The following is a 13,444-nucleotide window of genomic DNA, read 5'->3' on the forward strand; positions in this document are numbered from 1 at the left end:
GACCGACACGGCGAGCTGGTTGTGTCCCCCGTACCGCCGGAACGCAAACCCTTACCGGCCGGTAGTTCCCCCGAGGGGCGCTCAACCGGGAGCGCGTCGTAACGATCGAAAGGGCAACCATCGTGAAGCCGACCTTCACTCGATGGCTCCCCGCCATCGCGAAGACCCCGCACCGCAAGACCGCGCTGACCGTCGCGGGCGTCGCCGCCCTGGGCGGACTGGCCTTCGGCCCCACCGCGCTCGCCGCGCCGGTGACCAGCGGTCCGCACGCCGGCGCCGTCGCCGCCATCGACCTCGCCACCGGCAAGAAGACCGCCACCGACCGCCTCACGTCGGACCTCACCACCGGCAACGACAAGGTTCCCGCCAAGGCCGACCGGCCGAGCCGGGACAAGCTCATCCCGCACGGCGTCGAGGGCGCGCAGTCGCGCATCCCGCTCGACGACGCGCAGCTCGCCAACGCCAAGGCCATCGTCAAGGCGGCCAAGGAGAGCGGCGTGGGGGAGCGGGGCGCCGTGATCGGCGTCGCCACCTCGTTGCAGGAGTCGAAGCTGTACAACCTCGGCCACTTGGGCACGTACAACGACCACGACTCGGAGGGCCTGTTCCAGCAGCGCCCGTCGTCCGGTTGGGGCACGTCCGAGCAGATCACCGACCCCGACTACGCCAGCAAGGCGTTCTTCGGCGCGCTGAAGAACGTGGGCGGCTGGCAGCAGCTGCCGCTGACCGCCGCCGCGCAGACGGTGCAGGTCTCGGCCTTCCCGTACGCGTACGCGCAGTGGGAGGAGCAGGCGGCGGACATCGTCGCGCAGCTCTGGTGACCTCCTGCCCGCTCGTCCGGCCGGTCCCCGCTCCGGGGGCCGGCCGGACGCGTCCACGGCTGCCCCGGGCTCCCGCGACGCCTGTCCTGCCCGACGCCCCCTGGTCGACGTGTCCGCTTCGCCGGCGCGACCAGGTGAACGCCGGCCGTGAGTGCAACGGCACGGCGGTCTCCGCCGCGTGGTGACCTCCGTGCCGTTCCACTCACCGGGTTCGGGTGCGAGGGCGGATCTCCGCCCGTCGGGCGGGCGGTTTCGGGCCGAGCGCCGCGCCCGGTGCGGTGGGCGGCTGTCGGGATCAGGCACGGGTGTCCGGTTCGTGGGTGTGGTCGGGGGCACCGTGGGGGCGGAATGGTGGCGGGGGTGGGGTCGTTGTATCCGGGTGAACGGCCGAGCAGGACCCGCCCCGCCCGACGGGGTGGCCCCGCCGGGGAATGACGGTGGACCGCCGGTCGTTACATCTGGTTCCGGCGCTGCGAAGTGGCCCGCCCTTGGCGAGAGCCCCGCGAGCTGCCGGATCCCCCCGAGACTTTCTTGAGCGCCTGACGTGGTGCTTGCGCACCCCCCTGTGTGCGTCGACCCCCGAATGGAGCTTTTCCCATGAACACGATCATTCGTAAGAGCGTGCTCGGTGTTGCTGGTCTGGCGTTTGCTGGTGGTGTGTTCGGTGGTCCGCTCGCGGCCCACGCCGACGCCGCCCCGGTGCAGGGCAAGCCGGTCGCGGTGGTGCAGAGCGCCGACAAGCCGGACATGGGCAAGTTGATCCCGCACGGTGTGCAGGGCGCGCAGTCGCGCATCGACCTGAACGCCGAGCAGACCGCCAACGTCAAGGCGATCATCGCCGCCACGAAGAAGGCGGGCCTGCCGGAGCGGGCCGCGGTCATCTCGATCGCCACCGCGCTGCAGGAGTCGAAGCTGGAGAACCTGGGTCACCTGGGCGACAAGAACGACCACGACTCGCTGGGCCTGTTCCAGCAGCGCCCCTCCAGCGGTTGGGGTACGCCGGAGCAGATCACCGACCCCGAGTACGCGACCCTGGCGTTCGAGAAGGGTCTGAAGCAGGTCGACGGCTGGCAGGACATGCCGCTGACCGAGGCCGCCCAGACCGTCCAGGTCAGCGCCTACCCGGATGCGTACGCGCAGTGGGAGCAGCAGGCCGCCGACCTCGTCGCCCAGCACTGGAACAGCTGACCACCACAATGACCGCCGGCCGGCACCCCGAACACGGGGTGCCGGCCAGTGGCGTTCAGTCCCGCCGGTGCCCCGCGACGACGTCGACCAACGCGGCCACGAAGGCCAGTGCGATGATCCCGGTGGCCAGCAGCAACGAGGACCGGAACGCGCTCGCCCAGTCGCCACGGCTACTGGCCAGCGACGAGAAGAACAGCGCGCCGACGGCCGCGATGCCGGCGGCGGAGCCGATCCGCTGCCCGGTCTGGAGCATGCCGGCGCCGCTGCCCGCCTGCGGCACCGGCACCTCGGAGAGGGTGAGCGTCTGGTTGGGGGCGATCACCAGGCCGCTGCCGATCCCCGCCACCAGCAGGGGCAGCGCGGTCCGTAGCGGCACCGAGCCGTGCGGTTCGCCGCGCAGCACGAGGACGGTCGCCACCAGTCCGACGAGGACGATCAGCAGCCCGACCGCGACCAGCGGCCGGCCGTACCGGGTCACCACCCGGCCACCGAGGGCCGACGCGGCGGCCGAGCCGAGCGCGAACGGGGTGATCGCCACGCCGGCGACCAGCGCGCTGTAGCCCAACCCGATCTGCAGGTAGAGCGTGAAGATGAAGAAGATGGCGGTGAAGCCGGCGAAGTAGACCAGGCCGATCAGGGCACCCAGCGTGTACGAGCGCAGCCCGAACAGCCGCAGGTCGAACAGCGGCTGCTGCCGCCGGGCGTAGTACCGCTCCCAGAGTCCGAAGCCGAGCAGGAAGAGCAGCCCGACCGGGATCAGCGCCCACTTGGCCGGACCGTGCCACTGCTCCCGCTGCACCAGCGGCAGCAGCACCAGCGTCACGCCCACGCCGAGCAGCAGCACGCCCAGCGGATCCAGCCGGTGCCGGTCCGGCTGCCCGGTGGGGCGGGCCGGCATCAGCCGCCAGCCGAGCAGCACCGCGACGATGCCGACCGGGATGTTCACGAAGAACACCCAGCGCCAGCCGTGCTGCTCGCCGCCGACCTGGATGAGCAGGCCGCCGAGCAGCGGGCCGACGGCCGTGGAGATGCCGATGGTGGCGCCCAGCAGGCCGAACGCGCGGCCCCGCTCGGCGCCCCGGAACAACTGCTGGATCATGCCGCTGACCTGAGGGTTCACCACACCCGCCGCGGCACCCTGGACGAGCCGGGCGACGATCAGCCACTCCGGCGAGCGGGCCAGCCCGGCCAGCGCGCTGGTCAGGGTGAACAGGGCGACCCCGACCACGAACGCGGTGCGCCGGCCCCGGGCGTCACCGAAGCGGCCCGCCGGGACCAGCACCAGACCGAAGGTCAGCGCGTACCCGGACAGCACCCACTGCAGATCACTGGGGGTGGCGTGCAGGGCCCGGTCGATCGAGGGCACCGCGACGTTGACGATGCTGACGTCCAGCAGGGTCATGAACGCGGCGACCAGGCCGACGCCGAGCGCCCGCCAGCGCCGCCGGTCGTCATAGCCGGCGGCATCGGCGGGCGCTGCTGCCCGGTCCGCGCTCATGGTGCCCCCTGACGGCCGTCGATCACGCATCCCCGATCGCTACCCGGCCCCGCCGGGGGCAAACGGCGCGGATCACGCCGGCTGGCGGGCGCACCACCGGGGACCGAAGTCGAGGCCGGCCATCGGGGAGTCCTCCCGGTGCAGCAGCCCCCGCTCGGTGAGCAGGTGCAGCGGCTCGCGCAGTTCCTCCTCGGTCAGGCCGGTCTCCTCGGCGATCAGGTCGGGGTAGGGGACGTGTCCCCGCGCCTCCAGCGCGGACACCGCCTGGTACACCCGTGCCTCGACCTCAGACAGTTGTACCTGCTGCATCGCTTCCCTCCTCGGCGTGACCCGCCCGCGCCGGCGGGCGGTCTGCGCCCGGCGGTTACCCGAGGTCGGCCCGATGATGCCCACCCGATCGGGGGTCCGTTGCCCGGGCGCGTGCCGCGCGGCGGAGCCGTTCCGTGGCCTAGGCTGCTGCGGTGATCATCTGGGATCTCGTCGTGGTCGGCGGTGGGCCCGCCGGACTCTCCGCCGCGCACGCCGCGGCGCGCGGCGGCCTGCGCACGCTGGTGGTCGAGCGCGCCACCCATCCCCGCTACAAGACCTGCGGCGGCGGTCTGATCGGCATCTCGCTGGACGAGGTCGCCGACCGCATCGAGGTGCCCGCCGAGGACCGGATCGACCGGGTCACGATCACCCGGGACGGGCGACGCGAGTTCACCCGCCGGCACGCCACTGCGGTGCTGTCGATGGTCCGCCGGGAGGAGTTCGACGACCGGCTGCGGGCCGCCGCGGTCGCCGCCGGGGCCGAGGTCCGCGAGGGCGTCGCGGCGCGGGCCGTGGAGCAGGACCCCGACGGGGTACGCCTGCGGCTGGCCGACGGCGACGTCGTACGGGCCAGCACGGTGATCGGCGCGGACGGCTCGTCCGGCATCACCGCCCGGCACGTCGGGGTGACCTTCCGCCAGGTCGACCTGGGCCTGGAGCGGGAGCTGCCGGTGCCCCCGGCCGAGCAGGAGCGCTGGCGGGGCCGGCTGCTGCTGGACTGGGGTCCGGTGCCCGGCTCGTACGCCTGGGTCTTCCCCAAGGGCGACCGGCTCACCGTCGGCGTCATCGCGGCCCGGGGCGAGGGCGAACGGACGCGGGCCTACCTGCGGGACTTCCTCGCCCGGCTGGGACTGTCCGAGGTGACCCCGGAGCACGACTCCGGTCACCTGACCCGCTGCCGGGCCGACGACTCGCCCCTGCGCCGTGACCGGGTGCTGGTGGCGGGCGACGCGGCCGGGCTGTTGGAGCCGTGGAGCCGGGAGGGGATCAGCTACGCCCTGCGCTCCGGCCGGCTGGCCGGCGAGGCGGTCGCCGCCGGTGACCTGGACGGCTACGAGCGGGAGGTACGCCGGCTGCTGGTGCCGGAGATGCGCGCCGGGCACCGGCTGCTGGAGGTCTTCGAGCGGCGCCCCGAGGTGTTCCACGCGCTGCTCGCCTCGCCACCCGGCTGGCGGATGTTCGTCCGCTTCTGCCAGGGCCGGGCGAGCTTCGCCGAGACCCTCGCCCGGCGCCCGGTCCGCGCCGCCCTGGCCCTGCTGGACCGGCTCCCGGCGCGGCGCTCGGGGGTGGCCCCACGACCCGGTGCGGGTGGTCGCTAGCCTTCCCCGGTGACCGATTGGGATCTTGTCCACGACACCGGCTGCGCCGTCCCCGTCGGCCGTCCGCTCGACGACCTCGTCGCGGAACTGGCCACCGCGTTGCGCGACCCCGACCCGGCGGTACGCGACGGCGCGCCGTACGTGGTGCTGCGCACCTGGATCGCCGAGGACGTCATCGACGCCGGCCGGCGCGCGAAGCTCGGCGCCGAGATGGCCGCCCGGTTCACCGACCCCGAGATCCAGGCCCGTACCTTCGCCCCGCTGGTGCTCGACATGATCGTCAGTCGGGGCGACTTCGACCCGGCGTGGCTGGCGGCGTTCACCGACTGGTATCCGACGGAAACCGATCTGCGTGGGTACGACCAGCGCCTGGGCTGGCTGCACGCGGTCGCGCACGGCGCCGACCTGCTCGCCACCTTCGGCCGGCACCCCCGGGTCGATCCGGCGGCCATGCTCGATCTGGCCGCGGCGCGCCTGGTCGCCCCCACCGACCAGCTCTTCGCCGAGCAGGAGGACGACCGGCTGGCCCGGGCCATCGCGCTGGTTCTCGCCCGCCCGGGGCTGACGGAGCGGGACGCCCTGGCCTGGCTCGACCGGATCGCCGCCGACTACGCCACGAAGCCGCGCGGCGCCACCCCGGCGCACCTGGCGAACAGCATGCGTACGCTGCACGCCCTGTACCTGCTGATGGACCTGGGAATCGGCATCGTCCCGCGCGGCACGCCGCTGGCGCAGCCGCACCGCGACGCGGTCAAGGCCCGCCTGATCGAGGTCCTCGCCCCTGTCTTCCAGCACGCCTGACCAAGACCAGGCTCAGGGCACGATGACCGCCCGGCCGTGGATCTCGCCCCGGCGCAACGCCTCGTACGCCTCCGGCGCCTGCTCGAGCGGGAACGTCTGCACGTCGGCGTGCAGCCGGCCGGCCCGGGCCAGGGCGATCACCTCCTGGAGTTCCGCGCGAGTGCCCCAGAACGGCACCTGGACGCTGGTCTCCAGCGGCACGGTGGGCGGCTCGTCGGCCACCGGACGCACCGGCAGCGTGCCACCGGCCAGGCCGACCAGCAGCAGCTGGCCGCCGGTGGCGATGACCTGCCGGGCGGTGTCCAGGGTGGGCTGCGCGCCGACGATGTCGAGCACCACGTCCGCGCCGTCCGGCGGCGGACCGACGATCTCCCGGATCCGCTCGACCGTGTCCGGGCCGGCCCTGACCACATCGTGCGCGCCGAGCCGTCCGGCCAGGTCCAGTGCGGCGACGTTGGTGTCCACCGCGACGATGCGTACGGCGGTGGTGGCGGCCAGGATCTGCACCGCCATGTGGCCCAGCCCGCCGATGCCGATCACCACGCAGGTGGTGCCGGGCCGCAGCTTGTTCCGGGCCAACTCGATCGCGTGGTACGGGGTCAGCCCCGCGTCGGTGAGCGGCGCCACCTGGGTCAGGTCCAGGTCACCCACGTGCAGCAGCCGGGACGCCGGCACCACCACGTGCTCGGCGAGCCCGCCGTCGCGGCTGAGCCCGATGCCGCCGACCGGCACCGTCCGGCACTGGTTCTCCAGGCCGCGCAGGCAGGCCCGGCAGTGCCCGCAGCCGATGATGCCGTAGACGGCCGCGTGGTCCCCGGGCGACCAGCCGGCGACTCCCGGTCCGACGCTGTCGACGGTGCCGGCGATCTCGTGCCCGAGCGTCATCGGAGTGGGGAAGAGGCCGGGTGGCGCGTCGAGGATGTGCAGGTCGGAGTGGCAGGCGCCGGCCGCGCCGACGCGCAGCAGCACCTCACCCGGGCCGGCTGTCGGGGTGGGCGCCTCCACCAGTTCGAGCACTCCGGGGGCGGTCATCCGTACCGCGCGCATCGTGGTCCTCCACCTTCGTCGCCGGCGGGCCGTCGCGGCGGCATACCCGGACCCGACAGGTTGATGCCCGGGGTGGGCCGGTGGGCGCACAATGCCCTCATGAGCGAGCCGCGCGAGTCGTTCACCGACGAGGAGTACGCGTTCCTGCGGTATGCCCGCTTCGGTGAGCTGCCGTCCCCGGTCCGCCCCGAGGACCGCACCGAGTCGACCGAGACGGAGCCTCCCCGGGGCCTGCCGGAGCCGGTCGGCGACCCGGACGAGTGGATCCTGCGCAACGGGGCCGCCTGAGCGGGAAACGGCCGACGGGCCCCGGGTGCGACACCCGGAGCCCGTCGACGGTGGTACGGATCAGAAGACCGGCACGCCCTCGCGGACCAGCTTCCAGTTCGGCACGAAGAAGTCGGCCGGGTCGATGACACCCTTGGCCTGGGCCCAGTCGATCAGCAGCTGGCGGATCTCCTGCTGCTGGTTGTAGACCTGGGTCTTCACGATGCCGGGGAAGTTGCCGCCACCGCTGCGGCGGTAGTTGTTCACCGCGACGACGAACTGGGCGTCCGCCGGGACCGGCGTGTCGGTGCCGGCCAGCACCAGGCGGGTGATCCGCTGGCCGACCGGCTTCGAGATGTCGATGTCGTAGTCGACGCCCGAGATCACGTCGTAGTTGTAGTCCGGCACGGCCGGGTCGCTGATGGTCGCCGGGTCCACGGTCGCGCCCACCGGCACCGTCACGAAGTACTTCGCCGAGTACTCCAGGTACGCCTTCACCTCGGCGCCGGTCAGCACGACCGCCTCCAGGGTGTTGTCGAAGACGTAGAGGCCGGCCACGTCGCGGATGCGCACGTCGCCCTGCGGGAACACCGCGGTACGGCTGAACGGCGCGGCGATCGACAGCACCGGCAGGCCCGCGTACGCGGTGCCGGTCAGCGCCGCGCCGACGACCTCGGTCTGGACGTGGTTGATGAAGTCCAGGATCGGGGTGTCCTTGTACCGCGACTCGGCGGCGGACAGCTCCACGCTGGACTGCGCGACGACCTTGTTGACGTAGGTGACCGTCTTGGTGTGCTGGCCGCGCACGGCCGCGAGCACCGCCGGGTCCTCGACCACGGTGTTGGTGTTCAGCATGGTGGCGGACTTGTTGAGCACCGTCCAGCGGCCCTTGACCTTCTGCACGGTGAAGTCCATCCGGGTCAGCCGCTGGCCCCACTTGGACGGCTCCGCGGTGAGCACCTGGGCGCCGGTGGCGGTGTTGGTGACGAACTTCTGCACGACCTCGTTGTGGGCGTGGCCGAAGAGGATCGCGTCGATGCCCGGGACCTGCTGGGCGATGAGCGCGACCGGGTTCTCGTTCGGCAGCTCCGGGCCGTAGCTGGAGGTGCCGCTGTCGCCGCCGTGGGCGGAGATGATGACCAGGTCGGCGCCGCGCTCGCGCATGACCGGCACCCACTTGGCGGCGGTGGCGATCATGTCGGCGAAGACCAGCTTGCCCTCGACGTTGCCCTTGTCCCAGATGGCCACACCCGGGTTGGTCAGGCCGAGAATGCCCACGTTGATGGTCGGCGAGTCGTAGCCGCCGAGCGAGACCTTCTTGATCACGTACGGCAGGAAGGCCGGCTTGCCGGTGGCCTCGTTGATCGCGTTCGCGGCCAGGGCCGGGAAGCCGAGCTGGCCGATCCACTGGGCCAGCAGCGGCAGGCCGTAGTTGAACTCGTGGTTGCCCAGCGTGACGGCGTCGTACTTCAGCACGTTCATCGCGTTGGCCATCGGGTGCGTCTCACCGGTGACGGTGATCGGCTCCTGCTTGGCGTAGTAGGTGGCCAGCGGGGTGCCCTGGATGGTGTCACCGGCGTCCAGCACCAGGGTCGCCTTGCCCTTGCGCTCCGCCCGGATCTGGTTGACCAGGGTGGCCAGCTTCGCGACGCCGACGTCGTTGTGCTTGCTGTCGTCGTACTCGGCGTCCTTGTAGTAGTCCCAGTTGTAGACGTTGCCGTGGGTGTCCGACGTGCCCAGGACCGTCAGGTCCCAGGTCTTCGGGCCCTTCGCCTCGGCGGCCCGGGCGGGGCCGCCGGCGATGAGGGGAGCGGTCGCGGCGGCGGCCGCGACGGCCAGCACCTGACGGCGCGAGGCGCCGGAGGAGGAGGTCATGAGGTGCCTTTCCATGGGGGTGGATGCGCCTCGTGGGCGCCGTTGCGCACCATAAACGAGCACTGGTCGGCCGCGCCACATCGCCCCGAGGTGTTTCACCCCACCAGCGTCAACGGCCCCCTGGGCGTAACACCACGGTCACCTACCGGCCGTTTCCGGGCGGGGTCCGGGGGTAGGGCCGAGAGGGAACCCACCCCGACCGCAGCCTTCGAGGGAGATCCCGGTGAGCCAGGACCAGTACACCCAGCAGGACCCCACCGCGCAGTACGGCCAGCAGCAGGGCCAGCCGGCGCAGCAGCAGTCCGCGCCGGGCTCCACCGGGGAGATGGGCCCGGCGCCGGACCACGGCGAGCAGTCGTACCGGGGCAGTGACCGGCTCACCGGCAAGCGCGCCGTGATCACCGGCGGTGACTCGGGGATCGGCCGGGCCGTCGCCATCGCCTTCGCCCGGGAGGGCGCCGACGTGCTCGTCTCCTACCTCGACGAGCAGGAGGAGGTCGACGCCCGGGAGACCGTCCGGCTGATCGAGGAGGCCGGCCGCACGGGCGTGGCGGTCCGTACCGACCTGCGGGAGGAGGCGAACTGCCGGGAGCTGATCGACCGGGCGGTCACCGACCTCGGCGGCATCGACATCCTGGTGAACAACGCGGCCTTCCAGATGTCGCAGGACAACGGCATCGACGACATCACCACCGAGCAGTTCGACCGGGTCTTCAAGACCAACGTGTACGCCATGTTCTGGCTCTGCAAGTTGGCGGTGCCGCACCTGAAGGAGGGGTCGACGATCATCAACACCACCTCCATCCAGGCCTTCGACCCGTCCCCGCAGCTGCTCGACTACGCCACCACCAAGGCGGCCATCGCGAACTTCACCAAGGCGCTCGCGCAGAACCTGGCCGACCGGGGCATCCGGGTCAACGCGGTGGCGCCCGGCCCGATCTGGACGCCGCTGATCCCGGCGACCATGCCCGAGGAGAAGGTGAAGCAGTTCGGCACCGACGTGCCGCTCGGCCGCCCCGGCCAGCCCGCCGAGCTGGCCCCCGCGTACGTCTTCTTCGCCTCCCAGGAGTCCAGCTACGTCACCGGCGAGATCCTCGGGGTGACCGGCGGCCGGCCGACGAAGTGAGGGACCGGTCCGCAGGCCGGTCGCCGCGGCCCGGCGGCCGGCCCTGCGCCCTCCGCGCCGGGGTGAGGTGGGTCAGCGGGGCCAGCCGGACAGCCGCTGCCGGACCTCGGCGATCTGTGCCGGGTCCAGGCCGTAGCGGGTGAACCGGCGGTCCGGCAGGGTGTCCAGGTAGCGGCCGGCGGCCCGGACGTCGGCCTGGTCCAGCGCCGGGTCCACCTGGCGGGCCAGCTCCAGCAGCTCCGGCACCGCGTAGCGGTCCAGGGCGGCGGCCACGTCGATGTAGTCGCGTACCTCCCGCCGGTTGACCAGCGCGGCGGTCTTGTTCGCGATCAGGTCCCGCACGTCCATCACCGGGCCGAGGTCCATCACCACCGGGCTGCGGTACCGGTCGAGGCGGGCCAGGCTGAGCCGGATCTGCCGGCCGTCCCGGCTCACCACGAAGTCGCGCATGTCCCGGTCGAAGCCGTCGAAGAGCTCCGCGAGGTCACTGTCCGGGTCGGCGTCGAGCACCTGGTACCCGGCCCGCTCCAGGGCGGCCCGGACCTCGGCGGCGGCGGCCGCCGCCGCGCCCTCGACGTCGGCGAAGAGGTCCACGTCCTCGGTGGGGCGCACCACCAGGCCGTGCGCCGCCCAGGCCACCCCGCCGCCCAGCACGAACCGGTGCGGCCCGGCGGCGGCCAACGCCACCCGGGCCACCTCCCGGTAGAAGTCGTGCAGATGGCTCACGCGGTACGCAGGCCCCGGTGCCGGCTCTCCCACGCCTGGCGCACACCCCGGGGCAGGTTCAGCCGTGCCCACACCCGGCGCAGGGTCCGCCCGTTGATCAGCTCCCGCAGGTCGTCGGCGCGGGTGGTCTCCCGGAGCACGTTCTCGTACATCCAGAGCAGGTCGTCCGGGTCGGCGAGGTCGAAGACCCGCTGGCCGCACCACATCAGCCGGACCGGCAGCTCGACCACGCCCCGGGTGGGGCCGGTCAGCTCGGCCAGGGTACGGGCCACCACGGCGGGACGCCCGGGTCGGGCGAGGTGCGCGGTCGTGGCCTGCATGTTGTCAGGGTAACCCCTGCCCGGCGTTCTTCCGTCGTCCCTTCCGGCCGTGCCGTCCGTCCACGCCCGCCCGACCCTGCCGTCGTCGACAGCCATGGCGTTCCACTCGTGCCCCGCAGGTGTGCGCGGGGCGGGCTCTCGGACGGGCGGTGTCCGGGCGGGCGTTTCGTGCCCGGGATCCGCTTCGGCACGGGATGTCGCGGTGCGGGGCCGGGCATCGGTGTGGCGGCGACGGATGAGCCCGGTGTCCGGTTCCGGGGTGTGGTGGGGGCCATCGTGGGGGCGGAATGGTGGCGGGGGCGGGGTCGTTGAACCCTGGTGAACGACCGAGGAAGACCGCGCCCCGCCCGACGGGGCGCCGCCGCCGGGGAATGACGGTGGGCCGCCGGTCGTTGTACCTGGTTCCGGCGCCGCGAAGTGGCCCGCCCCCCGGCGAGAGCCCCGCGAGCAGCCGGATTTCCCCCGAAGACCTTCCTGAGCGCCTGACGGTGCTTGCGCACACCCCCCTGTGTGCGCCGACCCACGAATGGAGCTACCCCCATGACCACGATGATCCGCAAGAGCGTGCTCGGTATCGCTGGTCTCGCGTTCGCCGGTGGTCTGGCCGCCGGCCCCCTGAACCACCACGACGCCACCCCGGTCACCGCCACCACGCCGGTCGCGGCCGTGCAGGCCGACAAGCCCGACGCCGGCAAGCTGATCCCGCACGGCGTGCAGGGCACGCAGTCGCGCATCGACCTCAACGACGAGCAGAGCGCCAACGTCAAGGCCATCATCGCCGCCACCAAGAAGGCCGGCCTGCCCGAGCGCGCCGCGGTCATCTCGATCGCCACCGCCCTGCAGGAGTCGAAGCTGGAGAACCTCGGCCACCTCGGCGACCGCAACGACCACGACTCGCTGGGCCTGTTCCAGCAGCGCCCCTCCAGCGGTTGGGGCACCCCCGAGCAGATCACCGACCCCGAGTACGCCACCCTGGCCTTCCTCAAGGGCCTCAAGCAGGTCGACGGCTGGCAGGACATGCCCCTGACCGACGCCGCCCAGACCGTCCAGGTCTCCGCCTACCCCGACGCCTACGCGCAGTGGGAACAGCAGGCCGCCGACCTCGTCACCCAGCACTGGAACAGCTGACCGACAGCACACCGGCCGGCACCCCGAACCCGGGGTGCCGGCCGGCGGTGATCGGGGTCACCGGACGGCAGCGGAAGAACGAAAGACGACGTACCGTTGTGCAGAGCGTCGGTGTGTCCAGTGTCCCCGGGCCTCACCTAAATTGCCTTCGCGGAATACCGTTCGGCTGGAGCCGCGTCGCGCCACTCGCCGAGAGGCGACCTGCACACCGACGCCCAGCGGCGCCCCGGTCCCACGGACCGGGGCGCTGTTGTGTCTCCGGCGCGACGAACCCACGCCGCAACCGGCGTCAGGTGCCCCGGGCGGGCGCGAGCACCGCAGCGACGGCTGCGGCGAAGCGGCCGTGCGGTGCGGTCGCCGCCACCGCCACCGCGTCGGCCATCGTGTCGACGTCGCTGAGCAGTGGCAGGCTGACCACCCGCAGCCCCCGGGCGCGCAGCGCGCGGCGGGTGCGCAGCCCGGTGTCGCCGCGGGACAGCGGCACCCCGCGCAGCGCTTCGGCCTGCCGGGGGTCGCCCAGTCCGAGGGCCCACCAGCCGCCGTCGGCGGCCGGCCCGAGCAGGGCCGTGCCGGTGCCGGTGAGCCGGCGGGCCGCCCGGTCCAGGACCGCCGGGCGCAGCTGCGGGGTGTCGGCCCCGATCTGCAGGACGGGCCGGCCGGGGAACCGGAGCGCCACCTCGGCGTGCGCGGCGACCAGCCGGTCGGTCCGGGTGCCGCCGCGCGGGTCGAGCCGGTGCCAGTCGCGTACCGCGTGCGCCAGCTCGGTGCCGCGCACGGCGTGGCGCAGGTCGTCGGTGAGCGCGACGACCGGCGTGACGCCGGGGGTCGCGCCGACGGCGTCGAGGGTGTCGAGCAGCGCGGCGGCAGCGAGGTGGGCCGCCTCGTCGGGGGTGGCCGGCGGGCAGAGCCGGGTCTCGACCAGGCCGGGTACGGGGGCCCTGGCCACCACCAGCAGCACCGGTGTCATCGGCGGGTTCCCGGCATGGCGGGCGCATTGCCAGCCCGCGCCCGGTCAAACG

Annotated in this window: 14 protein-coding genes; 7 read left to right on the plus strand and 7 right to left on the minus strand. The window is 73.1% G+C overall.

The features are described 5' to 3' along the window. The first annotated feature begins 122 nt into the window (after window positions 1-122). Complete coding sequence (locus GA0070611_RS07600) at window positions 123-821, plus strand: hypothetical protein (RefSeq protein WP_091659840.1); 699 nt, start codon at window positions 123-125, stop codon at window positions 819-821. 597 nt (window positions 822-1,418) lie between these two features. Further along, a complete protein-coding gene (locus GA0070611_RS07605; protein WP_091659843.1) occupies window positions 1,419-2,009 on the plus strand; it encodes a hypothetical protein in 591 nt (196 codons plus the stop codon). Between the two features lie 55 nt (window positions 2,010-2,064). Here GA0070611_RS07605 and GA0070611_RS07610 read toward each other — a convergent pair whose 3' ends face one another. Further along, entirely contained in the window at window positions 2,065-3,507 is a 1,443-nt protein-coding gene (locus tag GA0070611_RS07610) for an MFS transporter (RefSeq protein WP_091659846.1), read from the minus strand. 72 nt (window positions 3,508-3,579) lie between these two features. Then, window positions 3,580-3,816 (minus strand): hypothetical protein, encoded by a 237-nt coding sequence (locus GA0070611_RS07615; protein WP_091659849.1) that lies wholly within the window; start codon window positions 3,814-3,816, stop codon window positions 3,580-3,582. 152 nt (window positions 3,817-3,968) lie between these two features. Here GA0070611_RS07615 and GA0070611_RS07620 point away from each other — a divergent pair, with 152 nt between their 5' ends. Further along, a complete protein-coding gene (locus GA0070611_RS07620; RefSeq protein WP_091659852.1) occupies window positions 3,969-5,135 on the plus strand; it encodes a geranylgeranyl reductase family protein in 1,167 nt (388 codons plus the stop codon). 9 nt (window positions 5,136-5,144) lie between these two features. Then, window positions 5,145-5,936, plus strand: a complete 792-nt coding sequence (locus GA0070611_RS07625; protein WP_091659857.1) for a DUF2785 domain-containing protein — start codon at window positions 5,145-5,147, stop codon at window positions 5,934-5,936. A 12-nt stretch (window positions 5,937-5,948) separates the two neighbouring features. Here the strand turns inward: GA0070611_RS07625 and GA0070611_RS07630 are convergent, their stop codons facing one another. After that, window positions 5,949-6,983: an NAD(P)-dependent alcohol dehydrogenase gene (locus tag GA0070611_RS07630; protein ID WP_091659860.1), complete on the minus strand. Its 1,035-nt coding sequence runs from the start codon at window positions 6,981-6,983 to the stop codon at window positions 5,949-5,951. Window positions 6,984-7,082: 99 nt separating this feature from the next. On the opposite strand from GA0070611_RS07630, the gene GA0070611_RS07635 reads away from it, so the two are divergent. Then, entirely contained in the window at window positions 7,083-7,271 is a 189-nt protein-coding gene (locus tag GA0070611_RS07635) for a hypothetical protein (RefSeq protein WP_231921359.1), read from the plus strand. A gap of 60 nt (window positions 7,272-7,331) precedes the next feature. Here GA0070611_RS07635 and GA0070611_RS07640 read toward each other — a convergent pair whose 3' ends face one another. Beyond that, window positions 7,332-9,125: a bifunctional metallophosphatase/5'-nucleotidase gene (locus GA0070611_RS07640; RefSeq protein WP_091659868.1), complete on the minus strand. Its 1,794-nt coding sequence runs from the start codon at window positions 9,123-9,125 to the stop codon at window positions 7,332-7,334. 223 nt (window positions 9,126-9,348) lie between these two features. Between GA0070611_RS07640 and GA0070611_RS07645 the strand changes: the two genes are divergently transcribed. Beyond that, entirely contained in the window at window positions 9,349-10,251 is a 903-nt protein-coding gene (locus GA0070611_RS07645) for an SDR family oxidoreductase (RefSeq protein ID WP_091659872.1), read from the plus strand. A 72-nt stretch (window positions 10,252-10,323) separates the two neighbouring features. Here GA0070611_RS07645 and GA0070611_RS07650 read toward each other — a convergent pair whose 3' ends face one another. Then, window positions 10,324-10,977, minus strand: a complete 654-nt coding sequence (locus GA0070611_RS07650) for a nucleotidyl transferase AbiEii/AbiGii toxin family protein (protein ID WP_091659876.1) — start codon at window positions 10,975-10,977, stop codon at window positions 10,324-10,326. Continuing rightward, entirely contained in the window at window positions 10,974-11,297 is a 324-nt protein-coding gene (locus GA0070611_RS07655) for a hypothetical protein (protein WP_091659881.1), read from the minus strand. The genes GA0070611_RS07650 and GA0070611_RS07655 overlap by 4 nt, the downstream gene beginning before the upstream one ends. 540 nt (window positions 11,298-11,837) lie before the next feature. Between GA0070611_RS07655 and GA0070611_RS07660 the strand changes: the two genes are divergently transcribed. Next, entirely contained in the window at window positions 11,838-12,425 is a 588-nt protein-coding gene (locus tag GA0070611_RS07660) for a hypothetical protein (protein WP_091659883.1), read from the plus strand. Window positions 12,426-12,714: 289 nt separating this feature from the next. Here GA0070611_RS07660 and GA0070611_RS07665 read toward each other — a convergent pair whose 3' ends face one another. After that, window positions 12,715-13,392 carry a TIGR04282 family arsenosugar biosynthesis glycosyltransferase gene (locus GA0070611_RS07665; RefSeq protein ID WP_091659885.1) on the minus strand — a complete coding sequence of 226 codons (678 nt, stop codon included), beginning with the start codon at window positions 13,390-13,392 and terminating at the stop codon, window positions 12,715-12,717. Between the last annotated feature and the right edge of the window lie 52 nt (window positions 13,393-13,444).

It is taken from the genome of Micromonospora auratinigra (assembly GCF_900089595.1).
GTDB lineage: Bacteria > Actinomycetota > Actinomycetes > Mycobacteriales > Micromonosporaceae > Micromonospora > Micromonospora auratinigra.

Coding starts and splice junctions, on each gene's coding strand:
- GA0070611_RS07610 (WP_091659846.1), bottom strand. CDS start 3,507: ATGAGCGCGGACCGGGCAGCAGCGCCCGCCGATGCCGCCGGCTATGAC.
- GA0070611_RS07640 (WP_091659868.1), bottom strand. CDS start 9,125: ATGACCTCCTCCTCCGGCGCCTCGCGCCGTCAGGTGCTGGCCGTCGCG.
- GA0070611_RS07615 (WP_091659849.1), bottom strand. CDS start 3,816: ATGCAGCAGGTACAACTGTCTGAGGTCGAGGCACGGGTGTACCAGGCG.
- GA0070611_RS07665 (WP_091659885.1), bottom strand. CDS start 13,392: ATGACACCGGTGCTGCTGGTGGTGGCCAGGGCCCCCGTACCCGGCCTG.
- GA0070611_RS07655 (WP_091659881.1), bottom strand. CDS start 11,297: ATGCAGGCCACGACCGCGCACCTCGCCCGACCCGGGCGTCCCGCCGTG.
- GA0070611_RS07630 (WP_091659860.1), bottom strand. CDS start 6,983: ATGCGCGCGGTACGGATGACCGCCCCCGGAGTGCTCGAACTGGTGGAG.
- GA0070611_RS07660 (WP_091659883.1), top strand. CDS start 11,838: ATGACCACGATGATCCGCAAGAGCGTGCTCGGTATCGCTGGTCTCGCG.
- GA0070611_RS07605 (WP_091659843.1), top strand. CDS start 1,419: ATGAACACGATCATTCGTAAGAGCGTGCTCGGTGTTGCTGGTCTGGCG.
- GA0070611_RS07635 (WP_231921359.1), top strand. CDS start 7,083: ATGAGCGAGCCGCGCGAGTCGTTCACCGACGAGGAGTACGCGTTCCTG.